The sequence below is a fragment of the Catenovulum sediminis genome, from assembly GCF_007289895.1.
GTDB classification, from domain to species: domain Bacteria; phylum Pseudomonadota; class Gammaproteobacteria; order Enterobacterales; family Alteromonadaceae; genus Catenovulum; species Catenovulum sediminis.
Genome location: NZ_CP041660.1, coordinates 2,870,133 through 2,894,557, shown reverse-complemented (window position 1 = coordinate 2,894,557; position 24,425 = coordinate 2,870,133). Strand labels below are relative to the sequence as shown.

27 protein-coding genes are annotated in these 24,425 nt (G+C 39.1%); 6 read left to right on the top strand and 21 right to left on the bottom strand.

Annotation, left to right across the window (positions count from 1 at the left end):
• Positions 1–17 precede the first annotated feature (17 nt).
• From FNT16_RS12150 to FNT16_RS12095, 12 genes are all read right to left on the bottom strand, one after another.
• Positions 18–1,256 carry a beta-ketoacyl-[acyl-carrier-protein] synthase family protein gene (locus tag FNT16_RS12150; protein ID WP_143871832.1) on the bottom strand — a complete coding sequence of 413 codons (1,239 nt, stop codon included), beginning with the start codon at positions 1,254–1,256 and terminating at the stop codon, positions 18–20.
• Entirely contained in the window at positions 1,249–2,910 is a 1,662-nt protein-coding gene (locus tag FNT16_RS12145) for an ABC transporter ATP-binding protein (protein WP_185976588.1), read from the bottom strand. The genes FNT16_RS12150 and FNT16_RS12145 overlap by 8 nt, the downstream gene beginning before the upstream one ends.
• A 17-nt stretch (positions 2,911–2,927) precedes the next feature.
• Positions 2,928–4,259 (bottom strand): TolC family protein, encoded by a 1,332-nt coding sequence (locus FNT16_RS12140; RefSeq protein WP_143871830.1) that lies wholly within the window; start codon positions 4,257–4,259, stop codon positions 2,928–2,930.
• A complete protein-coding gene (locus tag FNT16_RS12135; RefSeq protein WP_143871829.1) occupies positions 4,252–5,502 on the bottom strand; it encodes an ABC transporter permease in 1,251 nt (416 codons plus the stop codon). The genes FNT16_RS12140 and FNT16_RS12135 overlap by 8 nt, the downstream gene beginning before the upstream one ends.
• A complete protein-coding gene (locus tag FNT16_RS12130; protein ID WP_143871828.1) occupies positions 5,502–6,167 on the bottom strand; it encodes an ABC transporter ATP-binding protein in 666 nt (221 codons plus the stop codon). Before FNT16_RS12130 ends, FNT16_RS12135 begins: the two co-directional genes overlap by 1 nt.
• 16 nt (positions 6,168–6,183) lie before the next feature.
• On the bottom strand, positions 6,184–7,203 hold the full coding sequence (locus FNT16_RS12125) for an efflux RND transporter periplasmic adaptor subunit (protein ID WP_143871827.1): 1,020 nt from the start codon (positions 7,201–7,203) through the stop codon (positions 6,184–6,186).
• Positions 7,200–7,790: a CPBP family glutamic-type intramembrane protease gene (locus FNT16_RS12120; RefSeq protein ID WP_143871826.1), complete on the bottom strand. Its 591-nt coding sequence runs from the start codon at positions 7,788–7,790 to the stop codon at positions 7,200–7,202. The genes FNT16_RS12125 and FNT16_RS12120 overlap by 4 nt, the downstream gene beginning before the upstream one ends.
• Positions 7,791–7,905: 115 nt before the next feature.
• Positions 7,906–9,504, bottom strand: a complete 1,599-nt coding sequence (tnpC, locus tag FNT16_RS12115; protein WP_221935025.1) for an IS66 family transposase — start codon at positions 9,502–9,504, stop codon at positions 7,906–7,908.
• A gap of 84 nt (positions 9,505–9,588) precedes the next feature.
• Complete coding sequence (tnpB, locus tag FNT16_RS12110; RefSeq protein ID WP_143871825.1) at positions 9,589–9,918, bottom strand: IS66 family insertion sequence element accessory protein TnpB; 330 nt, start codon at positions 9,916–9,918, stop codon at positions 9,589–9,591.
• An 11-nt stretch (positions 9,919–9,929) separates the two neighbouring features.
• Positions 9,930–10,319, bottom strand: a complete 390-nt coding sequence (locus tag FNT16_RS12105; RefSeq protein ID WP_143871824.1) for a hypothetical protein — start codon at positions 10,317–10,319, stop codon at positions 9,930–9,932.
• Positions 10,320–10,399: 80 nt separating this feature from the next.
• A complete protein-coding gene (locus tag FNT16_RS12100) occupies positions 10,400–10,936 on the bottom strand; it encodes a GNAT family N-acetyltransferase (RefSeq protein WP_143871823.1) in 537 nt (178 codons plus the stop codon).
• A gap of 3 nt (positions 10,937–10,939) precedes the next feature.
• Positions 10,940–11,452: a hypothetical protein gene (locus FNT16_RS12095; protein ID WP_143871822.1), complete on the bottom strand. Its 513-nt coding sequence runs from the start codon at positions 11,450–11,452 to the stop codon at positions 10,940–10,942.
• Between the two features lie 174 nt (positions 11,453–11,626).
• Between FNT16_RS12095 and FNT16_RS21070 the strand changes: the two genes are divergently transcribed.
• On the top strand, positions 11,627–11,713 hold the full coding sequence (locus tag FNT16_RS21070; protein WP_221935096.1) for a PQQ-dependent sugar dehydrogenase: 87 nt from the start codon (positions 11,627–11,629) through the stop codon (positions 11,711–11,713).
• Between the two features lie 10 nt (positions 11,714–11,723).
• Here FNT16_RS21070 and tnpC (FNT16_RS12085) read toward each other — a convergent pair whose 3' ends face one another.
• Genes tnpC (FNT16_RS12085) through tnpA form a run of 3 tightly spaced genes read right to left on the bottom strand, consistent with a single transcriptional unit; the run spans position 11,724 to position 14,001 of the window.
• Positions 11,724–13,295, bottom strand: coding sequence for an IS66 family transposase (gene tnpC, locus FNT16_RS12085; protein ID WP_143869684.1), 1,572 nt, complete (start codon positions 13,293–13,295; stop codon positions 11,724–11,726).
• A 35-nt stretch (positions 13,296–13,330) separates the two neighbouring features.
• Positions 13,331–13,696 carry an IS66 family insertion sequence element accessory protein TnpB gene (gene tnpB / locus FNT16_RS12080; RefSeq protein WP_143869685.1) on the bottom strand — a complete coding sequence of 122 codons (366 nt, stop codon included), beginning with the start codon at positions 13,694–13,696 and terminating at the stop codon, positions 13,331–13,333.
• On the bottom strand, positions 13,693–14,001 hold the full coding sequence (gene tnpA, locus FNT16_RS12075) for an IS66 family insertion sequence element accessory protein TnpA (RefSeq protein WP_143869686.1): 309 nt from the start codon (positions 13,999–14,001) through the stop codon (positions 13,693–13,695). Before tnpA ends, tnpB (FNT16_RS12080) begins: the two co-directional genes overlap by 4 nt.
• A gap of 69 nt (positions 14,002–14,070) precedes the next feature.
• Here tnpA and FNT16_RS12070 point away from each other — a divergent pair, with 69 nt between their 5' ends.
• Positions 14,071–14,511 carry a PQQ-dependent sugar dehydrogenase gene (locus tag FNT16_RS12070; RefSeq protein ID WP_143871821.1) on the top strand — a complete coding sequence of 147 codons (441 nt, stop codon included), beginning with the start codon at positions 14,071–14,073 and terminating at the stop codon, positions 14,509–14,511.
• On the opposite strand, the gene FNT16_RS12065 is transcribed toward FNT16_RS12070, so the two are convergent.
• The 6 genes from FNT16_RS12065 to FNT16_RS12040 form a co-directional block, all read right to left on the bottom strand.
• Positions 14,508–14,936, bottom strand: coding sequence for a DUF4396 domain-containing protein (locus FNT16_RS12065; protein WP_143871820.1), 429 nt, complete (start codon positions 14,934–14,936; stop codon positions 14,508–14,510). The genes FNT16_RS12070 and FNT16_RS12065 overlap by 4 nt on opposite strands.
• An 87-nt stretch (positions 14,937–15,023) precedes the next feature.
• Entirely contained in the window at positions 15,024–15,611 is a 588-nt protein-coding gene (locus tag FNT16_RS12060) for an AraC family transcriptional regulator (protein ID WP_143871819.1), read from the bottom strand.
• A gap of 114 nt (positions 15,612–15,725) precedes the next feature.
• Entirely contained in the window at positions 15,726–17,372 is a 1,647-nt protein-coding gene (groL, locus tag FNT16_RS12055; protein ID WP_143871818.1) for a chaperonin GroEL, read from the bottom strand.
• Between the two features lie 63 nt (positions 17,373–17,435).
• Positions 17,436–17,726: a co-chaperone GroES gene (locus FNT16_RS12050; RefSeq protein ID WP_143871817.1), complete on the bottom strand. Its 291-nt coding sequence runs from the start codon at positions 17,724–17,726 to the stop codon at positions 17,436–17,438.
• Between the two features lie 157 nt (positions 17,727–17,883).
• Positions 17,884–18,633, bottom strand: a complete 750-nt coding sequence (locus FNT16_RS12045; RefSeq protein ID WP_143871816.1) for a methylenetetrahydrofolate reductase — start codon at positions 18,631–18,633, stop codon at positions 17,884–17,886.
• Positions 18,634–18,647: 14 nt separating this feature from the next.
• Positions 18,648–19,391 (bottom strand): dienelactone hydrolase family protein, encoded by a 744-nt coding sequence (locus tag FNT16_RS12040; RefSeq protein ID WP_143871815.1) that lies wholly within the window; start codon positions 19,389–19,391, stop codon positions 18,648–18,650.
• 260 nt (positions 19,392–19,651) lie between these two features.
• Between FNT16_RS12040 and FNT16_RS12035 the strand changes: the two genes are divergently transcribed.
• Genes FNT16_RS12035 through FNT16_RS12020 form a run of 4 tightly spaced genes read left to right on the top strand, consistent with a single transcriptional unit; the run spans position 19,652 to position 24,380 of the window.
• Positions 19,652–20,551 (top strand): hypothetical protein, encoded by a 900-nt coding sequence (locus FNT16_RS12035; RefSeq protein ID WP_143871814.1) that lies wholly within the window; start codon positions 19,652–19,654, stop codon positions 20,549–20,551.
• Entirely contained in the window at positions 20,551–21,369 is an 819-nt protein-coding gene (locus tag FNT16_RS12030) for an HAD-IIB family hydrolase (protein WP_143871813.1), read from the top strand. The genes FNT16_RS12035 and FNT16_RS12030 overlap by 1 nt, the downstream gene beginning before the upstream one ends.
• Before the next feature lie 16 nt (positions 21,370–21,385).
• On the top strand, positions 21,386–22,618 hold the full coding sequence (locus tag FNT16_RS12025) for a glycosyltransferase family protein (protein WP_143871812.1): 1,233 nt from the start codon (positions 21,386–21,388) through the stop codon (positions 22,616–22,618).
• Positions 22,619–22,640: 22 nt separating this feature from the next.
• The gene (locus FNT16_RS12020) at positions 22,641–24,380 is read left to right on the top strand and encodes a sugar phosphorylase (RefSeq protein ID WP_143871811.1); all 1,740 of its coding nucleotides are present in this window, start codon (positions 22,641–22,643) and stop codon (positions 24,378–24,380) included.
• Positions 24,381–24,425: the final 45 nt, after the last annotated feature.

Here is a 24,425-nt window from a genome sequence, read left to right as displayed (position 1 = left end):
GTTATTTCCCGATTAATTTAATGATGGTATTGGCTCATAATGAGCGATACATTGTTATTACCAAAACCAAAAGAATTTGACATTGCATGTTTGATTGAGTGTTGATTTGCCTCGCCAACAGAAATGTTGAGTTTCTGGTTGGCTTCAGCTTGATAATAGGCAATGGGCGTAACAATCTGGTCTTCAATACATTTGACCGTATGAACAGCTTCAAGCGCGCCACTGGCTCCTAACATATGTCCGGTAAGCTGTTTAATCGGGACAACAGGAATATCTGACGTTTTAGGGCCAAATAATGCAGCCATCGCATTGTATTCAGCCTGATCATTTAATGCGGTGCCGGTGCCATGTGGACTAATAAAATCAATATTATCACTGTCAATTCCAGCATCGCTTAATGCCAACGCCATAGCTTTTTTACCATCAGAGCCATCTTCTATCGGTTTTACAACATGGTAAGCACCACCAGTGACCCCATAACCTGTCAATTCAGCTAAAATAGTTGCTCCTCTGGACAAAGCCCTTTCTTCACTTTCTAACACCAGCATTGCTGCTCCTTCTCCCATAATAAAGCCATCACGGCCTTGAGAAAAAGGTTTACAGCTAGTTTCTGGGGTATCATTACAGCGTGACATTGCTCTTAATTGATCAAAGCCTGCATACAATAACGTCGTAAAGGTATATTCAACACCACCAGTAACAATACAATCTAAACGACCATTGCGAATAAGATCTAATGCGGTGCCAATTGCATTAGCACCTGACGAACAAGCGGTACTAATTGAAAATTGATGCCCATGTATTTGCCAGCGTCGACTTAAGGCGCTAACAATGCTATTAGGGTCAACATTGGGCACTGTCATCGGGTGAATCCGTTTGCCACCAGTTTCATACATTTTTTTCAGGTTATCTTCTGAAAAATAAAGGCCTCCCAAGCCAGACCCCAATATAAGACCAATATCAGGATAAGATTCAAAAATACCCTTAGCATTTTCTTGTAAAAACAAGCCCTGACCACATAACAGTGACAATTCTCCATTCTTAGACACAGCACTTTGTCCCGTTAAGTCCAATATATCTCGGTAAGCATCATCTATTTCGCCGCCTATTTTTGTAAAGTGGCGCTCAGCATTAAACCTAGAGATGGGTTTGATACCACTATTCCCTTGCTTAAGGTTATGCCAAACTGTATCAATATCATGACCAAGTGAACAACAGGCATTAACTGCTGTAACTACAACCTTTCTTTTATCCATTAGTTAATTTCCCTAGTGAAAGCGTTAAAACACGATCAGCAGCTACTTGCATATCCGGATCATGAGAAATATAAATCACTGAAACATCACCCGACTGGCAAATAACATTTTTAATTTGCTGTTTGGTTTCAGGATCTAAATGATTAGTTGGTTCATCTAAAATTAAGATGCCAGGTAATTTAATTAGCGCCCTTGCTAATCCTATTTTTTGTTTCATGCCGCCAGAAAGCGTTTTAGGTGTCAGTAACAATAGCTGATCAGTCTCCAAATTTTGATACATATCAGTCAAACCAACTTGTTCAATGACCGATATAATCCTATCGTCTGAGTAGGTTTTACCCTGAGTAATATTATTAATCAGTGAATCGTTATAAATAAAAACATCTTGCGGCACGAAGCCAATCGATTCACGAAAAAACTGCACATCCTCAAGCTTTAATTCGACATCATCAAGGTATAACTTTCCTTTATCAGGGCTAATTAACCCCAACAGGATATTGATAAAACTTGTTTTACCGCTACCATTGATGCCATCGATACAAATAACTTCTCCGGGCTTTATAGAAAAATTCACCTGGTCTAAAACCTGCTTTTCTCCATACAATAATGAAATATCTCTTGCTTCTAATTGCTGGGTAAATTGGTTTAATCGACCTGGTACGGTTAACGGTATTTGACTAATTGATAATATCTGTTCAATTCTTTCTATCGCAGAAATATCAAAATGAAATTCAGCCATAAAATTATAAAAAGCAGCAACAGGCGTATATAACATGGATAAAAAAATCATATAGGCCATCACTTCACCTAATGTCATGGTGCTATCAATCACTTTGCTACCACCAATTGCCCAGACTAAAACTGAAACAATAATAGGTAGAGAGCTCATCAGCACATTAATTTTTCGATTAACTATGGTCCAATTAAACTTAGCCCCTTCACTCTCATCAATACGTTCCTGAACTTTTTGGGTATGATATTCAAAAGAATTGTCGACCTGACATTCTCTGACACTTGAAAAAGCTTCCAAAATTTTTGAATTATAATCAGAAAAAGTTTCGTGACTGTTTTTAGAAAGGTTATATAACGGTGCACTAAAGTATTTAAAAATAAAGAAGGAGATAGGCAACATTATTAATAGTGAGAGTGTTAAATACAAATTGGTGTAAAATAAGAGCCCAATAAGAAAAATTAATTTTAACAACTCAACAGATAAAGTACTTAAACCTACGGGCGTTAAATAACCAATGGAGTCAACATCTCGTGTTGCTCTTGCCTGAATATCAGTTTCCGAGATTTTACTTAACTCTTGATACTTAGCATAAACAACCGCTTTATAAATGTTCGTTTTAATGCTCGAATTATAGCGTTTGACAACTTTGGCAATATAAATAGCAAGAAAGTACCCCAGAATAATCGCCCCTAACATAACAACAAGCAAAATAGTGATCTGAAGATACAGTTCATTTTTATCCTCAAACCTTCCTTGCTCAAGATTATCAATTAACCGTTGAATAATCAGAGGGCTAGGTAAATAAGCAAGCATGCTTGAGGTAGAAAAGATAAAGAGTAATACAAACTCTTTTTTAAATTGCAAAGAGATAGCAAAAAACAGCGCATTTTCTTTTAAGCATTTATTAATAGACTGGAACATCATAACTTTTTACTACCTTACTGTTTAACCACTAAACTAAACTCATCAACTTTTAATAAAGCGATTTGACTGGCTTTTTCTAACAATTCAATATCAATTATTTTTAATTTATTGGCTTGATTAGCTACCGCCAGATCTTCAATCAACCCTTGATTATTTTCAGCTTCCAATAGCGTAAATTCTCTTTCCAGCATTTTCTGCTTTCGTTGTAATTGATTAACTTCCTTATTAATAAGGCTCATTTTCAAATGTATTTCTTTATTTTGATTTTTAATCTCACGCTGAGTATCTAACAACTCCATTTTTAATTTTGCCGACTGATAAACAGCACTTTTATATTTACTGTCAGCAGCAAAACCCTCAAATAAATTCCATCTCATTGATAAGGTTATTTGGCGTCTATCCTGTTGCATGTGATCAAAGGCATCAAATGAACCATTTTTACTTAAGTTAAAATAAATTTGGTTAACAGATAAATCGAACTTAGGCCGATAGCGACTTTTAGCTAATTCAATATCGTACTTTGATTGCTGGTAATGGCTTTCAGCTTTTAGCACATCAATATTTTTCTCTAATTTAACACCCAGGTCGGCAAATACTTTGACATAATCTTCGGCTTTCAGGTATACAGCAATTTGATGATTAAATTTAACGACATCCTCATCTAGTAACTCAAGCAAAATAGCTTCATATATCTTGGTTTCATAGTCAAAATACGCTACCTCCTGCTCAAGATCCCAAACACTTTTTTGCTGATCATGAAGTTCAGCTTCATTAATTAAACCAGCTCGAAAAGACGTCGTTTGCACAGTTAAGTAATTTTGCTCTAACCTCAATTTAAGCTGTGACTTTTGGTAATTCAATGTTGCAACTTTGAGGTTGTGATAAAGTTGGATTGCCTTTTGTGCAATAGTAAATCGGGCAAATTGATTTTCACTTTCCGTTAATTGTTTTTCCAAAAGTGATTTTTTATAGTTATTCCAGTGATATCCTCCACTATAGAGGTTAACACTTAATGATGTGGTAAATGTTGACGAATCGATATCATCCTGCCCTTGTAATAACACCGAATCGATACCTGGCAAAGTGCCATACTTTTTAATATTATCAATACTTAAAGCGACATCGACTTTAGGGTAAAACTCACTCAGTTTAGTTTGAATATTTTGCTCTGAAATTTGTAAATCAATCAGACCCTTTTTAACATCATAACTGTTCACCAAAATTAATTTTACCAATTCAGTTAAGTGGCTATTTTCAACAATTGTTACAGTATTAGCTTCAGGACAAGATTCCGCCCGATAGCTATATAACAAAACGAATAATGCAAACCCTAAATACTTAATCATACCGCAACGACTCAATAGGTTTTAAATTCGCCGCTTTTATCGCGGGATATAAACCGGAGAAAAAACCAACAGTTAATGTGCTAATCAGTGCGATTAAAACACCGAACTGTGATGTTGAAACATCAAAATGATAAATCAGGCTGACTGATGTAATACTTAAGTAAGCTAAGCTTATACCCAGTACACCACCAATAATGGTTATTAATACCGACTCTAAAACAAACTGAGTCAGAATATCCCGATTTTTGGCTCCTATTGCTTTTCTAATACCGATTTCTCTGGTTCTTTCAACCACTGACATAAACATAACATTCAATACCGCCAGGCCACCGACAACCAGTGAGACAAGCGCGGTAACTAAACCGACAAGTGAAATATTCTTTAAAATATTGTTGGCAGTATCTATGTACTGAACCATGGTTTCCCCTTTATAACTAAAGTGATTTTTATACTTTTTAGTTAAGTAATTTTTAACTTGATAAACAGCAAGTTCAGCAGCATCTATATCCTTCGCCTGCCCTTGGAAATAGCTAATCTCTCTATTATTTCCCTTAATATTTTGAATGGTCGTATAGGGAGTCAACATTCTTATATTTGGGTCAGTTTTATTGGCTCCTATGCTGGAAATAAAATCTCGGCTTTTATTTTTAATCACACCTACAATAGTGAACCAATTATCAGCAATATTTATTTGTTCACCGATAGGGTATTTTACGCCCGATTCCATTAATACTTTCTCGACATCTTGGCTGATCACGGTGACAAAGTTTTTTTGTTTTATATCAGTACTGGAGATAAACCGTCCTTGGGCCAAAGTTTCATTATTAATAAGGTCAAACTCTTCATTAACACCAATCACATTGGCCCGAATATCTTTCCCTCGAAAGCTCACTGACTTATCTGATAAAAGCGTAATAATGGGAGATAGTCGCTTTAAGCTGGCACAACACTGTTGACGAATATACTGATAATCTTCATTAAACAACCCTGTACCATATACAGCACCATATTTTTGGTCATAATAATCAGTCCAGTCCCTTGAAATCCATATAGATGTTAAGCCAAATGTTTCCAGCTCTTTAAAAATCAGCTGTCGGCCAGACTCGTTCACACTAACCACTAATACAATAGAAGCAATGCCAATCATGATGCCGGACAAACTAAGTAAACTTCTTAATTTATTTTCGGAAAGCGCCTCAACAGCTGTAGTAATAAGCGCTCTCAATTTTATGTAAGTATCCATTACTGCCCTTTTAAATAACCATCTTCCATTTCAAAAACACGATCAGATTGCTCTGCAACTTTAGGGTCATGAGTCACTATAATGACTGTTTTCCCTTCTTGGGTAAGCTCACGAAATATTTGCATAATTTCATTGGCATTTTTTGAATCAAGTGCGCCTGTTGGCTCATCCGCCAAAATAATATCAGGCTTGTTAACTAGTGCTCTGGCAATAGCAACCCGTTGCTGTTGACCTCCAGAAAGCTGACGAGGGTAATGCTCTTTCCTGTCAAACATATTTAATTTAGCTAACGTTTTTTCCGCTCGTTCAATCCGCTCCTTCTTTGGTATTCCTTTATAAATCATTGGCACTTCTACATTTTTAATCGCACTGCTTCTAGCAATGAGATTGAACGACTGAAATACAAAACCAAAGCGCTCATTTCTTAAATTTGCCATACCATTTGAGTCTAAACTGGACACATCTTGGTTATTCACCATAATTTTTCCGGATGACACCGTATCTAAACAACCAATTAAATTAAGTAATGTTGATTTACCCGAGCCAGATCGACCGATAATACTTACCATTTCGCCGCTACCAATAACCATATTGATATTGTTAATAACGGGTAATTTATCCCGGTAAATTGCATAATGTTTATTGACATCCTGTAGCTCGATCATAAAAACAATACCTGGTTTAATGCTTAATTAATTGCATTCCTTCAATAAGCTCATCACGCACGCCAACATTGATATAATCACCGCCTACGGGTGTTATTTGCTTTGCTGCTATTTCGTCTCCGTCCAGAAAGTTGATAAAAATACCTTGTTCAGTAAATTTCAAAAATTCTTGCGGTACGATTTTCACATTAAGGTATGAGTTGGTTTCAACATTCACGATAGCCTGCTGACCAACCTTTATACCCTGAGTCATATTGTCAAGGCTGAACTCAACTTCAACAGCATTTGCTCCCTCATGTTTAACAACTAGCTCACTAATATAAGTAATTTGGCCATCAAAGCTGGTTTTGTCATATTCGCCTAAAGACACTTTAATTTTTTGACCCACTTCAAAACTTTTAACATCAAACTCATTAACATAAGAAACTAACTTGATATCACTGGTATCAATAAGTTGAGCAAATTTTTCACCACTATTTACTATCTGCCCTTCTTTCACCAACACATCAGAAACAACCCCATTAGTAGCACTATGAACTAAGCAATGTTCAGCCATAAGATGCTTTTGCTTTAATTCATTAATTAGTCGCTTATGGTCAAAATCCAGTTCAGCTATTTTATAAGTTAATTCACTAACCTCTTGTTTAGACTTACCACCAGCCTGGTAAAGGCTTTCTAAAGCTTGCTCTTCTTTCTTAAAATGATTTAATGAGTAGTTTGTTCGCTCAATAGATAATTTAATATCCTCTATTTCTAAGTTATGTTTGCGGCAATCTAACTTAACAATTGGTTGACCTTTATTAACTGTATCGCCTTCATTAATTAAAAGTTCTTCGACTTTACCTGTCATACCACTACGCACAATAAACTTATTTTTACTCTCAAAAATACCGCTAACCGTATGAGTAATAATTAAGTCGCCAGATTTAACACGGTATGTTTCATAAGCATTCGGCGTTGTATTTCTACTCCAGCCTAACTGCATATATAAAGCACCAACAATTAATGTAACAAACAGCAACACCACAAGTTTCATCTTTTTAACCCATAATTTGTTATAACGACAAAAATATTTCTGATGAAATGAATCGTAATAATTAGAAAAATATTCTCAAAAATAAAATACAAAACACACTGCACGATACTAAATAAAAACATCTCAGTAACATGACGCCATGATATTAATTGGCTTTTATGCCACACCACAAAAAACACAGAAGACACGATAACCGACAAACTCGCACCTGCAATATTCGACATTGCTATCAAAAAAATTCCACGCCATATTATTTCTTCGTAAATGGCAGTGGCTAAATGCAATAAAGTAAGCCAATAGATATCGCGATCTAACCTCGTTAGATTATTTATCATCGCCTGAAGTGTTAACTTAAGATGAGAACTAATCCCTGTCGAAATTAAAAACATCACAACGCCGAACACTGGAAATAAAGCAAACTGATATAACGAAAGTTCTGTCAATTTAAATACCTGCCCCAAAAGCCCAAGACCTAAGACTAAAACCACGGCATCAAGCAAATAGCCTGGCAATTGATATAAGAAAGCTCGGAATAACATCAAAAAGCTAATAAGGTAGAAGGTAGAAATATTATTGAAAAATTCCATATTTATAATACTTCCTTAACATTAATTCCTTGTTTTCTTTTATAAAACTAGAAAACTTGTGACCTTACGGCAAGTTAGCGCAACTTAGCCGTAGAAATGTGTTTAAGCCCAGAATTTAATCTGAGCTTTGGTTTTGAGCCGTATAATTCCAAGGTAAGTAAAGCTCTGGCGTTAATCTAATTTGTTCACTTTCGCGCTGCAGCACAGTCAAATACTCTAGCGCATTGGCGCCTGCTTCAACACAGGTTGCAATGAGTGAGGTTAATACATCACCAATGTCTGCGCCCACTTGCGTTTTTTTGAACATCGCATTTTTTCTATCGCGTATAATTAACTTTAATTGGTTTTCTATTTTGTTGTTGTCTAGTTGTGCACCTTCTGTGCTGCAGAATGCACTCAGTCCAGCAAAATGTTTTAAGTAATAATTAATTGCTTTACCTAAACCACTATTGGCTTCTACTGTGCCCTTGTCTAAATGCGCTTTCCCCCAATTGGCAATACTGTACATCACTGGCAACGAGTGTTGCTGGTGATAAACAAGCCGTTGTTGTGCTGACATGTTCTGTTGTTGAACTATGCTTTCGTGATGCCAGATTTTGCCATACTCTTCTATGACCCAAGCCACTTCTTCTGGAAAATGACTGTGTACATCATAAAATTGCCGCCTAGCATGACTATTACACAAGCTCATTTTAACTTTTACTTTGCTCGGTTGATTGGCCGAAAGTGCATCACTCATTAATATGGGCTCAGCTAAATCGTTTGGCCGTTTTTGTAATATCTCATCGATAAATTCACCAGCATGGCCTATGTTGGTTTGGAATAGCACGATGTTGTACTCTGCTACTTTGGCAATTAACCCTGATGTATAAATGCCTGTGCGCGCTCTGGTTTTACCATCTCGTGATTTTTTCATCACTGAGGTTTGGTTTAAAATTCGATTCGTTGTGTCGTCCAAATGGTAATGTTCGGCTGTCGCTGCCAGCTCGGTTAAATATTTGTGTACTGGGTAAATTGCATTCGCGACATGCTCTATTTGGTCAAAGATGGTCGATGCGCTGATAGAGACCCCTAATAAATCTTGCATGCTGCCTTGGCGATAAAAAGGTGAGCCTGCAAAATATTTATATAGACACATTAACGAGCGCGCGGTGTAACCATACTTTTGGTGTACATCACCATCGGCCAGTACATCGTCAGTGACCGCGGCAGTAAAATAAGCGCCACAGGCATTACAGCGCAGGCGCTCCATGACGTGTTGCTCTGGTTTGAATGGACTTTGTCCGGTAATTCTTAAAAAGGTTGCAGGTTCAAATTTGTATAGTTTGCCCGTTGGGCATTCAAGGCAGCTATCACCCTTTTGTAAATCGGTGTGTTTGTGGTGAATCACTTCTGGTTTTATTTGTGTCGGTTGGACTTTGTTTTTTCGCCCATGCTGTTTAGGTTTTTTGCTTTTCGTTAAGTTCGATTTTAAACGCTCGGATGATTGAACCATGCCTGCCAGTTTTCTTAGCTTATTTATGGTGATGTCATTGTCATTGAGCCGCTCTTGCATACTGGCTAGGGTGACTAAGGCATCTAAGAGTAATGCACAATCTTCTGATGAAAGTGTTAATTGGTGCTCTTTGGCTTGTGTCACCCGCTCAATCAATGCATCCAATGCTTGGCTACTGATGTCGGTAAAAGTTTGAGTCATTATCTTGTTATTTTGCATGGTTATTTTGCATGGTTATTTTGCATGGTTATTTTGTTTAGTTGCCAGATCAGATCACAGGCATTTCATTTAGTTCAATTTATTTTATACTTTTTTATAAGTTGGGTTGGCTTCACCCTTTAACAGCACCCTAAGTTCAGTCGCCAACATGGGCGATACTTTATTTTGTGAATTTGGCCAGTTTTGAAAGCGTCCTTTAGACAAACGTTTAGTCATCAGCCAATAGCCACTGCCATCATAGGTTAATACCCGTAGCATGGTTCGACTTTTGTTAATAAACACAAAGCGAATATCCGCCCTGGGGTTTTGTTGTAATGAATCACGACATACGGCAACAAAGCCATCAATGCCTTTGCGGAAGTCTTGCGGCTGGGTGGCTAACAATATGGCGGTTTGAGCAGAGAGTTGTAACATAAACGCACCTGTTAAAGTTGATTGGCAGTGTTACAAGCTTGTGCGATAACGGACAATAACTGAGTACTGGCACCGCCATTGAGTACAATGCTAGAGCCATCGTTTAATACAATTGATGCTTGTGCAATAGTTGAATAAACCGCCTGGCTGTTTGGCAAAGCAACAAATGCGTCAATGGGGGCGTCGGTTGTTTGAGTGAGTTTTAAGTCTGATTGCCAACGTTTAATCACTGAGCCACTTAATCCTAGAGTTGTCACGACTTTAGTGGTGGAATAGTGTTGTGTCAGCTCAACAGCTTGCCTGCGTAATTTATCTGGTGTGATTGTGCCTAAAGTTTCTTTGTTGTCGCGCCAGTGGGCAAATTGTGCTTTGGTTTGTTCTAACGATAAGGTGGTGTTCATTTGATTGCGCCTTGGTTTGTTTAGGTTGCAATCAAGTATGCCAAGTTGATTTTAATTATTTGCGCTATGTTGCCGTAAGGTCACGAAAACTTCCGTTTACTCAGGCTATGAATAATGACATCAATATAGCGCCCCTGATGTTTATGGTGAGCAACTAAAACCCCTTCAACATCAGCAATAAAATTATTAACACGTTGAGCTTGCTTATTAAATTCGTAGGTATAACCAATCACTTTATTTAAGTTCAGCGAATTAAAAGCATAATTACAGATTGCCAGTGATATATCTGAGCCATAAATACCATTTCTTCTAGCGGGATCACCTATAATGTAGTTGTATTCAACCGTTCTGTTTTTCCAGTCAAGATTATTAAATAACGTTAAACCAACTAAGTTTTTATTCTTTTTTTCTTCAATCACAAAATACTTGTCAGGGTGATAGTCATCAGAATTCTTTTTAATAAAATCAATAACGATATCTTTTTTAGACATCCCTTTGTCTAAAGGGATAGCATATAAATTTTCACGAAAAACATCAGAATGAAGCCAGTCAGCTACTCGCTCAATATCGTCTGGTTCAATTTTTCTAAAAGATACGAATAAACCTGAAAACTCCATGGGTTACCTTTTGTTATATCCAAACAAACATAAATCATTATATTGACCATCTAAGAAAACTTGCCCAGAAAGCGTTGCTTCAAGCGCCATGTTTTCAGTAATCACTGGTGTACCTGATTTTTCATTTAACAAAAGGCTTGTGCAAAACCTTGAGACCTTAAAATGCTCTTCTAAGAACTGAATAATACTGTTAAAAATATGCTTTATTGTGTGCTGACAAGTCGTATTGGTATTATCAAATAATTGCAATAGCTTAAAACTGATGACCTCATTGTCTGGGTCGAAAGACGTTACTTTAAATAAAGCCAGTGAAGTAGCCGCGGAAGTTAAAATAAACTCAGTTTGGTTCAGTTGTTGCTCAATTTCATATCTCGATTCATATGAAGATTTGCGAAAATAGCCATCAAATAAAAAGTAACTGCTTTTTATGTATTTATCATTAGATAATATTGAAATAATACTAGAAGAAGCGACCGAATTGATCTGTGTATCATTTTTTATTAAGTTAATTTGCATACTAATTCCTTGTATTAGCCCTTCGGCTAAAAATCATAATTCCCTTGCACAACTAATAATATTTAATTGAATCAGCATTGTAGACCAAAAACATAAAAATTCAATTTTTTTTAATATTAATTTTATATCCGATCTTCCGCTCCACTTTTAGGAATAAAGTAAGCATTAGCGGAAATATGGTCATACGGCCACAGAAACCCTCAAGGTCTGGTATTTGATAAAACCCACAAACGACTGTGGTCGATTGTAAGCGCTCAATGAACCTACGGGGCTAGCTTTCTTTATTTTCGGCTTTAAAATTCCATGGCAGGAGCCTTTCTAACTTTTCAACCGTATCTGCGTATGGTAAGGCTTTGAATACCGCATTTAAATAGTGATACGGCTCAAGTCCATTAAGCTTAGCCGTTTCTATCAAGCTATAGTGTATTCCACTCGCATGCGCACCAGCGGGACTATCTGCAAATAACCAAGCTTTTCTGCCAACAGCAAACGGGCGGATCGCATTTTCTGCTAGGATATTGCTGATATTTAATCGGCCATCTTTACAGTAAACCGTTAATTTGTCCCATTGGTTGTGTAAGTAAGTCATTGCTGTGCCCGTTAAACTGTCTTTGACTACTTTGGGGCGCTGCACGTCTAACCACTTTTTCAACTTGTTCAGAACAGGCACGCTTTGCGCTTGACGCGCTTGGTATTTCCCATCAGCACTCAATGATTTTATATTACGCTCTATCACATACAACTTGTTGATATAGCTGAGTGCCATATCCGCTTTACTGACTTTGGTCTTTTTACTTTTCGGTTGCACGATCTGAGCTTCTTTAAATTTACGCCTTGCATGATCCCAACACCCTAATGAGGTCAGTTTATATTCTTTGCAGACCGCATTATATCCAGCATATCCATCAGATTGCAGGTAACCTCCCGTGAATCCATCCAGCAGGCGCAAGGGTACCTCCTGACTACGCGAAGGATCATATTCAAACAGCACTGATTGTCGATTAGGCTCTCCGCCTAGAGTGACCCACATGTATTTATCACCCGTTGGGGAAGCGCCTGGTTCTTTGAGTACCTGAATGCGAGTTTCATCCGCCATTATCAGTGGGCCGTTATGTTGATACTCACGGAGTAAATGAATAAGTGGTTGAACTTGCCTTGCCAACGCGATAACCCAATTCGCTAAGGTCGCCCTTGAGATATCACCACCATAACGGCGGATGATATTTTCTAAACGATACAGTGGCATACCATCCGCGTATTTCGACACAATCACGTAGGTCATTAAGTTCACACTGCCCATCGCTTTGGCTACAGGGTGTAATGTGACTTCAGCGGCTTTGATAATGCGCTTGTCTTGTTCATCTTTAAACACGGCTTTTTCTTGCATGTATTCCAGCACACGCACTTGAGCAGGGATGATGTCTAGCTCTTCTCGGACTTTTACAAAGAAGGTATCAATGGCACCGGCTTTGTCTTTTTCAGATAAATAAGCGAATACTTGTTCGCGTGGTAATTTATCAGAGAAAGGTTTACGCCCTGTTTTGGTTTTTGAAGCGGTATCAGGTAAAAGCAGTTCTTCTTGCTCTGGCTCTGCGGTGATTTCAGCTTCGTTAAACAAGTTACCTTGCTCAGCTGTGGTTTGTTCACTGCTAGACCCAAAACGTTTTTGGTTAGCAAGGTTGAGGTATTCTTCTAACAAAGCGATACGCTGTTGTTGCCAAGCAATCACTTCTGATTTTTTGTCGATAATGTCGTCTTTTTCAGACAGCAAGGCTGCCATCTCAGTCGTAGTTTCGACAGATGTAGAAGCTTGATTTGATTGAGCTTTGGGCGACATTTTCATGGCGGGTATTATAGCAAAGTGAGCGTCAAAAAGCCCTAAAAAACAGCCTCATAATGAAGTTTTTTATGGCCTTGCATAGCACTAATATCATAGCCATCGAGTAACCAATTTATCTGCTGTCCGGTTAAAGTTATCATCTCTTCATTGTTGCGTGGCCACTGGAATTTTTCTTCGGCTAAACTCTTGTAATAGAGCACGAAACCGTTGTTTTCCCAAAAGAGGCACTTTATTTTATTACGCTGGCGATTGGTGAAGGCGTATAAGTGACCTTCAAATGGATTGTGGCCAAGCTCACATTCAATAATGGCAGATAACCCGCGAAAGGATTTTCTAAAATCAACGGGCTGACAATAAAGGTAGACTTGTGTCAGTGAGATGTTGGGGCGCATCACTTGGTTCATGACAACACCTGGGCCAACTGTTTAACCAGCTCAAGGTTTTGGTGTGTAATACCACTGACCTTGAGGCCGTTATTCAGATGAACGCTCAGTGGTTGACTGGTTGTATAGCTTTCCATGACTTGGACACGAGCAAATCCGTTGGTCACGGAATTAACATGGCTGGGTAAGTTAGCCAATTTATGCTTATGATAGCTTAAGCCGTTTTGACATAAATTATGCTGACGACAATAAGCCGCTTGAGTAAGCCCTGATGCTTGCCATTGTTCGATATGTGTTTGCCAGTATTCTTGTTTAGCGGTGAGCATGTTATTTCCTCGCGTGAATGATGAGGAAATTATGCGGCTCTGAGATCTCGAAAGTAAGAACGTTAGTTCATTAGGCGCTTACGGTCGATTGAGCATGGTCCGCGTGGTGGTGATGAAATTAACCTCATCGAAAAAGGCAAAAATTACGGCTGGCCACTCGTTTCGCAAGGCAAAGAATACTGGGGACCGATTTCCGTTGGTGAAGAAAAAATGCCCGGTATGCAAGCAGCGAAAAAAGTGTATACCCCCTCCATCGCGCCGGGTGGATTAACTTTATACCAAGGAAAAGCCTTCCCAAAATGGCAAGGCAGTTTATTTTCAGGTGCGATGAAATTAAAACATCTAAACCGTGTTGAGATTGATGAAAACGGTCATATCACAACCGAAGAACGCTTGTTAGAATCACTTGAGCAAAGAATACGCGCCGTTATCACGGGTCCAGATGGTTACCTTTACTTTTCCAGTGACAACGGAAAAATTTATCGCCTGCGGCCCAAAAATACAGGTTAGTGACAACACTTACCGTGTTTTTCTAATCGCCAGTAATTATATGGCCAAGGGGTTAAAAAGCCTGCAAGCAGCGCCAAAGGGATCACCCACCAGGTTAAGATTGCCCCGCCGGTTAACGCATAGTCGGTTAAATTCATCGCCGCTTCCATCGCCAGCATAGAAATAAAACTCATGCCAAAAGCGGTTTTAAGCGCCGCTTTCAACGTAAAATGTGCACGATACAAAATAATCGTTTCCAGCATAATGCTGGTGAGCAACCCGTTAAACATTGCGAATAACATTACACTTAAAGTTGAAAGGTTGTGCTCATTAAATTGAAAATAGGCAATTGTACCAAAATCACCAATCGCACAACCCAATAAACACCATTTTGTATTGTGTGCACTTTTAATCCAGTTTGTTTTGTTGTTCCAATTCATACCCATTAGAGACTCCATACTATTGACTGGCCAATAGTTTAAAACAGTTGCGCCCGATGCTCGTTACAGGATTATTTGTTTTTGTTATAGAGTTTACAGTTTATCTAAAGCATTTCTGAGTTTTTGATCTTTTACCGTGCGAAAATAACTTGGCGTTAACCCGGTCACTTTTTTAAATTGCCCGCTTAAATGCGCAACACTGCTATAGCCTAACAAAGATGCAATTTCCGCCAGCGATAACTCACCGTAGACCAGTAGTTCTTTTGTTGTTTCAACTCTAAGTTTTATAAAGTATTGCTCAATCGTGATGCCTTCTACTTCAGAAAACAAATTGCTTAGATATTTATATTCCCGCGCAACATAATGATTAATATGCTCAGACAAGCGCACATGGGTTGGCGCCTGCTCACCTTCTATGGTGCTTTTAAGATAGTCAATGCACGAATTTTTTACCGCATCAATTAACTTACTTTTTGAATTATTAAGCAGTGAAAAGCCCAGCGTTTCTAATCGCTGGCTTAATTGAGTATGAATAAGATCGGGTAGTTGCTCACCTAGATGGTTTGAAAAATCCACCACACCTAAACCAACAGTGACATAACTTAACTGCATCTCTTGCAGTATATTTTCTACCGCCAGAATACACCGGTCACAAACCATGTTTTTAATATAAATTTTCACTAAGCTGTTCACACCCTATAGCAAAACGGTATTTTCTATCATTAAAAAGCAAAAACCCAGCCGAAGCTGGGTTTTTAACGAACAAGTGTTCTGGAGGATGATGTCTTTTTCAGACTACATCATGCCGCCCATACCACCCATTCCGCCCATGCCGCCCATATCTGGAGCCGCTGGTGCGTCATCTTTTGGTACTTCAGTAACCATAGCTTCAGTAGTGATCATTAAGCCAGCTACCGATGCAGCAAACTGTAGTGCACTACGCGTTACTTTAGTTGGATCTAAGATACCGGCTTCTAACATATCGCCGTAAGTATCGTTGCCCGCGTTGTAACCAAAGTTAGCGTCACCTTCTTTAACTTTGCTAACCACAACAGAAGCTTCTTCACCCGCGTTTGTCACGATTTGACGCATTGGTGCTTCCATTGCACGTAGTGCAACTTTGATACCGTGGTTTTGATCTTCGTTGTCACCTGTTAAATCGATGATTTTCGCTGCAACACGAACCAATGCAACACCACCACCCGGTACAACACCTTCTTCTACTGCTGCGCGAGTTGCATGTAATGCATCTTCAACACGTGCTTTTTTCTCTTTCATTTCAACTTCAGTTGCTGCGCCAACTTTGATAACTGCAACACCGCCCGCTAATTTAGCCAAACGCTCTTGAAGTTTTTCTTTGTCGTAGTCTGAAGAAGATTCTTCGATTTGACCACGGATTTGCGCAACACGGCCTTGAATCGCGTCTTCATCACCCACACCGTCAATGATAGTCGTATTGTCTTTGCTGATAACAACGCGCTTGGCTTGACCTAAATCTTCTAAAGTTGCTTTTTCAAGCTCCATGCCGATTTCTTCAGAAATCACAGTGCCGTTTGTTAATACAGCGATGTCTTGTAACATTGCTTTACGACGGTCACCAAAACCTGGTGCTTTAACAGCAGCAACTTTTACGATACCGCGCATGTTGTTTACAACTAAAGTTGCTAAAGCTTCCCCTTCAACATCTTCAGCAATAATTAATAAAGGCTTACCTGCTTTTGCAACGCCTTCTAAAGTACCTAACAATTCACGGATGTTAGAGATTTTCTTGTCAACTAACAAAATGAAAGGATTTTCTAATTCAACTGTACCGTTTTCAGCATTGTTGATGAAGTAAGGTGATAAATAACCACGATCAAACTGCATCCCTTCAACCACGTCTAATTCGTTTTGAAGTGCCTGACCTTCTTCTACAGTGATAACACCTTCTTTACCCACTTTGTCCATCGCTTTAGCGATGATTTCGCCGATTTCGCTATCAGAGTTTGCAGAGATAGTACCGACCTGAGCAATCGCTTTGCTATCTGCACAAGGTTGAGATAAAGCTTTTAATTCTTCTACGGCTGCGATAACCGCTTTGTCGATACCACGCTTTAAATCCATTGGATTCATGCCAGCAGCAACGGCTTTTAAACCTTCGTTTACAATTGACTGTGCTAATACAGTAGCAGTTGTTGTACCGTCACCAGCTTCATCATTTGCTTTAGACGCTACTTCTTTAACCATTTGTGCGCCCATGTTTTCAAACTTGTCTTCAAGTTCGATTTCTTTAGCAACAGATACACCGTCTTTAGTAATTAACGGAGAACCAAATGATTTGTCTAAAACAACATTTCGACCCTTAGGACCTAAAGTGACTTTAACTGCATTTGCTAAGATATTTACACCCGCAAGCATTTTTACACGAGCGTCTTCACCGAATTTTACGTCTTTAGCTGCCATAATTTTTAATTCCTGAATTTTTTACTTATTACTCAATATGGTTTTTATATCTGGTTATAAAAATTAACCTTCAACCACACCCAAGATGTTCTCTTCTTTCATGATCAATACTTCTTCGCCGTCAATCTTTTCAGATTTTTCGATGTAGTTACCAAATAACACAGTTTCACCTACTTTTACATCGACAGCTTTTACTTGACCATTATCTAAAGTGCGGCCATTACCGACAGCCAATACTTCACCTTTAGATGATTTTTCGGCTGCACTTCCAGTTAAAACGATACCGCCAGCTGACTTAGTTTCAACTTCCAAGCGCTTAACGATAACGCGATCATTTAAAGGACGAATATTCATCTTCTCTAATCTCCTGAGAAATTAATTACACTATGGTTTGTTAGTAAAACCCGACGCTGCTTAGCGGCGCCGGGAAATTCTTAAGTTGATGCAATAAATGGGGTTTGGAAAAGACAACACAAGGGGGAAGTGTGAAATTTTTTGATTTTTTTTTGTGTTACCAGCCTAATTTTTCGCGAATCGGTAAAAAATAACGTTCAAGATCAATTCTAATCGGCATGAAATAACAGTGCGAGCCTGTTTTTTGACAGTGCTCTAACACTTCAACAGCAAAGTCGGTATTCCAATCATAATCTGGTCTGAATGATTTAGGAAAAACAACTTTATTTACATTTTCCCAATACGCCTGGCTTTTTTCAGTGATCACAGGTGAAACCCCCCAATACACTTTATCTGCCGGCAGAAAATCTGCGTAAACATCTAACAAACGTTTATCAAAAAACGGTTGCGATAATATATAGTCACAGCCTGCATCAAACTTATCCAGAATATAATCACGTTCTTGTTTTACCCCATAGCGGTATGGGTCAAAACCGCAAAATATTTCAATATCCGGGAAGTCTGCACGAATTTTTCGAACCAAATCGACAACATGAGTACGATAGACCTGATGCGAGCGGTCCGGCGGGGGATCGCCTGTTACAATCAGTATTTTATCCAGTTCCCGCGCTTCAATAATCTCCTGTAAGCGGTTTGATTTAATATCAAAATCAATCGAGCGCACATGTGGAATATAACTGTACTGGCTACGGTCAACATAATCAGTGCCTTCCCAACTGCGGATCGGTAAACGCAATAAATCGGGGATATTAATGGTGTTAATAAACGGCAATTGCTGTTTAACAAAGTCCATTTGTTGTTCTGTAGCCTCAGCCGTGCGAGGTACAATTTCAAACGAGATATTCATTAAAATTTCCTAACTTATACAACCAAAGTTCGTTTAAACAAGTCAACTGACATACGGTACACCTGCATTGCTAGTGCCGGGTCGTATCTGTCGAGTCCTTCATCACGCATAAATGCATGCGCGGCATTAAATTCAAACCAGGTAAATTTAACACCCGAATCAATCAGGTTGTGGTGGATCTTAAAGCGGCCTTCATCTGGTACATGTGGGTCTTGTTTACCCCATACCATCATCAACTCACCTTTAATGTCTTTGGTACGCGATAATGAATCGGCACCCGCCTGACTTGGCAAAGTACTTGAATGAATGTCTGTTGCGTACAAACAAGATGCAGCTTTTATATTTTCATTCATCGCCGCACGATAAGCTAAATGACCGCCAATACATACGCCCATTGCACCAATGTGTCCTGTGCAATAGCTTTGCTGCTGTAAAAAATCAACCATCATTTGCGTGTCAGAGTCATGCGCTTCTAAGGGTTTGGCAAACTTATCTGCATTGCCTTTATCTTTACCTTCATCGTCATACCCGAGTACAGTGCCAATTGGATTTAATTCGTGAAACACTTCGGGTACTAAAACCACAAATCCATGACCTGCCATAATGGCTGCTGAGCGGGCTATCGGTGCAGTTTGCTGAAATATTTCAGAATAATAAATAATTGCCGGATACTGCCCTGCTTCTTTGGGACGGTATATATAGGTTCTCATTTCACCCGTTGGGGTTTTTAAATCAACAAATTCTGTTTGAATAATCATTTCTGCTCCCGTTAAAGCTTAGCTTAGTGCGCTAATCTGGCCGCATTATACAGAAACTAACTCGCATTATTGACCTTTTTATCCAACACTAAGTTGAAAACAATTCAACATGGCAATTAATAAACGCATACCCAATTTTTTTGCTAAGCTTTTTATTGGAACCTATTTGCAGAGTGTAGAGCTGGCAACATTATTGCTTACATTAGATTGACCCAGGTTATTTGCCAAACTATGCCTCAAAATATTACAAGGAGTCGGAAATGCAAAACCGTTCAAGTACAGACACAATAATCAATGACTTAATAGCTCAACAAAACTTACCTTCGCATTTCATTGAGATTGTACATAAATGGTATTTGCCGTTATGCGAAAACCTTGTACAACAACATCACAACAAGCAACAAACCTTATATGTTTCAATAAATGGCTGCCAAGGAAGCGGCAAATCAACGATGGCACTTTTTATCGAAAAGATTTTAACGAAAATGTTTGAGCTTAAAGTAGCAAATCTCTCGATAGATGATTTTTATTTAACGAGAAAAGAACGTAAAAACATGGCAAAGCATATACATCCATTGTTGATTACCCGGGGTGTACCAGGCACGCACGACATTCCACTGGCCATTAAAACATTAAAAAAGTTAGCGACTGATCATGCCGCTATCGAATTAGTGCGATTTAACAAAGCCATTGATGATAGAGCGGATAAATCATCCTGGCATAAAGTTAACGGTCCGATGGACGTAGTTATTTTAGAAGGTTGGTGTATGGGGCTAGAAGCGCAAAGTCCACAGGCACTTTATTCTCCGATTAACGAACTTGAAAGCAGTGAAGATGCCAATGGCAAATGGCGTAACTATGTAAACGAACAGCTTTGCGAGCACTACCCGGATCTATTTCAAATGTTTGATACCTTAATTATGTTAAAAGCCCCTTCGTTTGAATGCGTATATCAATGGCGTCGTAAACAGGAAGAAAAGCTCAGGCAAACCGCTAAACTGGGTACACATGTAATGAATGACGCGGAATTAGGCCGTTTCATTCAACACTACCAAAGATTGACCGAACATGCGTTTACAACCCTGCCAGCAAAAGCTGATATTGTTTTTGAACTGGGCAGTGATCAACATTTTCAACAAGTAACAGGATTATCCGTTTGATGAACTCAAATACAAACATGAGATTATTAGTCTTTACTGATATGGACGGCACCTTGTTAGATCATGATACTTACGATTGGCAAGCTGCTCTACCTAGTATAAACACTCTAAAAAAAATGGATGTGCCGATAATATGTAATACCAGCAAAACCTTAGCAGAAGTTTGCCAATTGCATGAACAGATTAATTTAGGAGATCCCTTCATCGTAGAAAACGGTTCTGCCATCTATCAACCAGCGGAGAATGGAAAAACCCAGTTAATGCACCTAATTGGTGCAAGGCGTGCAGATATTCTGGATTTATTAACAAAACAAAAATCATGGGATTATCAATTTGAAGGCTTTAATGACTGGACAGTGGAACAAGTTATTCAACATACGGGGCTATCCGCAAGCGAAGCGTTGCTCAGTAAAAAAAGAGATTTTTCGGAACCGATCATTTGGCAAGGTAGTGAACAGGAAAAACAACAGTTTATTACAAATTTACAAAAACAAAACCTAATGGCGCTCCAAGGCGGCCGTTTTTTGTCGATTCAAGGCCAGTGTAATAAAGGTATCGCGTTAGCCTGGTTAAAATCGCATTATAGTCAAAAGTGGGGCTGTCCGGTTTTAACGGTTGCATTGGGTGATAGTGAAAATGATTGTGCAATGTTAGAAGAAGCAGACGTCTCGGTATGGATTAAACGTCATAAACCAGCCCCTAAATTGGCTAGAAAAAAGCAAGTTTATCACAGCAATGCATATGGTCCGGCTGGTTGGAATGAAAGCATGGAACACATATTGCAGAGCTTTTCAGCAGGACAGTTAGAGTTACTTTAAACTTTTAGGAGACAAAATGGGTGATTTTTACCAGAACGGTGTAATAACGACGTTACACAATTTATCGCGGGATTCAGTATCAATTGAATCTATGGAAAAAGAATTAACCGAATTTGCCAAAGTAAGACCCTTATCATTAGTACTGCCCTCTTTATATTCCGAACTTCAAGGCCCTGCACTTAAAAACATCGTTGAGCATTTGTGTGAAGTGCCTTATCTGAATCAAATTGTCATCGGCTTAGACAGAGCAACTGAAGACGAATATCGTCATGCCCTTGAATTTTTCTCAAAGCTACCGCAAAAAATTAAAGTATTGTGGAACGATGGCCCTAGATTACAAGCCTTAGATGCCGAGTTACAAGAGCAAGGCTTAGCGCCCAAAGAATTGGGTAAAGGCCGAAATGTATGGTACTGCCTTGGCTTTGTGTTGGGCTCAGGGCAAGCTGAATCGGTTGCCTTGCACGATTGTGATATTTTAACCTATGACCGCCATATGTTGGCGCGTTTATTATATCCGGTTGCTAACCCCAATTTTAACTACGAATTTTGCAAAGGATATTATGCCCGAGTTGCCGATGGAAAAATAAATGGTCGCGTCAGCCGATTATTAGTTACCCCACTGCTGCGCGCACTCAAAAAGATTTTCGGTAATCTAGATTACCTAGAATATCTTGATAGCTACCGCTATCCATTGGCTGGGGAATTTTCGTTTAGAACCGATGTCATTAATGATATTCGCATTCCCAGCGACTGGGGATTGGAAATAGGCGTATTGTCAGAGATGGACAGAAACTACTCTAACAACCGCCTTTGCCAGGTCGACATCGCTGATACATATGACCATAAGCATCAGTCTTTATCCGTTGACAACGAAAATGGTGGTTTGTCGAAAATGTCCATTGACATTTCAAAAGCGATTTTCCGCAAACTGGCAACCAATGGTGTCGTATTTAACACAGAAACGTTTCGTTCTATCAAAGCAACTTACTACCGAATTGCACTAGATTTTGTTGAAACTTATCGCAACGATGCAACCATCAACGGCTTAAAGTTTGATATTCACAGCGAAGAACAGGCGGTAGAACTGTTTGCTCATAATATTTTAAAGGCAGGTCTGCACTTCTTAGACAATCCAATGGAGACACCTTTTATTCCAAGTTGGAACCGGGTTACCAGTGCAGTACCGGATATTTTCCCACGCATGATGGACGCGGTAGAAAAAGATATGGAAGAGTTTAGTTCAAAGTAATCATTACAAACGGGGCATTTTTATGACAGACACGACATGTTCAGAGCTCATACATAGAGTAAAGACACATTTGCAGCTGATTTATCCGGAACATGATATTCAAAGCATTTGTCAAAACCTGCTGCACATTATGCAGTTGGAAGAAAATACCCCAAGCCCACCCAATCACCAAAACCATTGGTCGCAGGAAGATGTCGTTGTCATCACGTATGGCAGCAGTGTTATTAAAGAGGGTGAGAAGCCACTTCACACCCTACATCGTTTTTTTAATGAGCATTTAAAAGGGGTTGTGAATAGCGTGCATATTCTGCCCTTTTATCCGTATTCCAGCGATGATGGTTTTGCCGTGATGGACTACTCAAAAGTCAATGACTCTTTGGGTGATTGGGTTGACATTGAGGCGATTAGCCAAGATTTTCGCCTTATGTCCGATCTGGTTATCAATCACTGTTCAAGCCGGAGTATTTGGTTTGAAAATTTTAAACAGGGTAAATCACCTGGCACAAACTACTTCTACACTGCAACGCCTGAAGATGACATTTCTCAGGTTGTCAGGCCGCGTACCAGCCCTTTATTAAGAGAAGTCCCTACACCGGAAGGCACAAAATACGTTTGGTGTACCTTTAGCCATGATCAGGTCGACTTTGATTTTAGAGAAATTGACGTACTGTACGAATTTATCAAAATCATCCGCCTGTATTTAGACCGAGGGGTTAAAATATTTCGCTTTGATGCCGTTGCTTTTTTATGGAAAGAACCCGGCACACCCAGTATTCACTTGCCGCAAACACATGAATTGATTCGCCTGATGCGAACTCTAGTCGAACATGCTGTGCCAGATGCCATCATTATTACCGAAACCAATGTACCCAATCACGAGAACCTGAGTTATTTTGGCAATGGTAATGAAGCGCACTGTGTTTACAACTTTTCACTCCCTCCACTACTGGTTAATAGTTTAATCAGCGGCAGTTGCAAGCACTTAAAACGTTGGTTAATGACCATGCCGCCCTCGCAAGTTGGGACTGCTTACTTTAATTTTATCGCATCACATGACGGCATTGGTTTGCGCCCAGCAGAAGGTTTACTAGATGAAGACGAATTGGCGACATTGGTTAATACCATTAGTCAATTTGGCGGAAAAATCTCTTGGCGAAGTGCAAATGGTATCAACAAACCGTATGAAATGAATATTAGTTTATTTGATGCGCTACAGGGGACCTATAAAGGGCCAGATAAATACCAAATTGACCGATTTATCTGTGCGCATGCCGTAATGCTGGCATTAGAGGGTATTCCCGGTATTTATCTACACAGCTTGTTTGGTACAACAAATGATTACGAGCGGGTCAACAACACCAGCCAAAACCGCAGCATTAATCGCCATCAATGGCAGGCAGATGAATTAGATGCGCAGCTAGATAATAAATACAGTCACCATCATAAAGTATTTAACCGCATGCGAAAACTGATTAAAATTCGCACAACGCAACCAGCGTTTCATCCAAATGCAGTGCAATTCACCTTACAATTAGGTGAAGAGTTGCTTGGTTTTTGGCGGCAAAGTCAAAACCGAAAACAAAGTATATTCTGTATTTTTAACATGACAGATAAAGAGCAAACCATTGCGATGGCTGAAATCAACTTAATTGACACCGAAGAATGGTTTGATTTAATCGCTGACAGCAAAGTTGAGGATTTGCGCTCAACGTTGACACTGGCACCGTACCAAGCGGTATGGCTAACCAATTTCAGGGGGTAACGTCTCTGACTAAAGCAATTACCTTGTTTACCGGCGGTGTTTTCG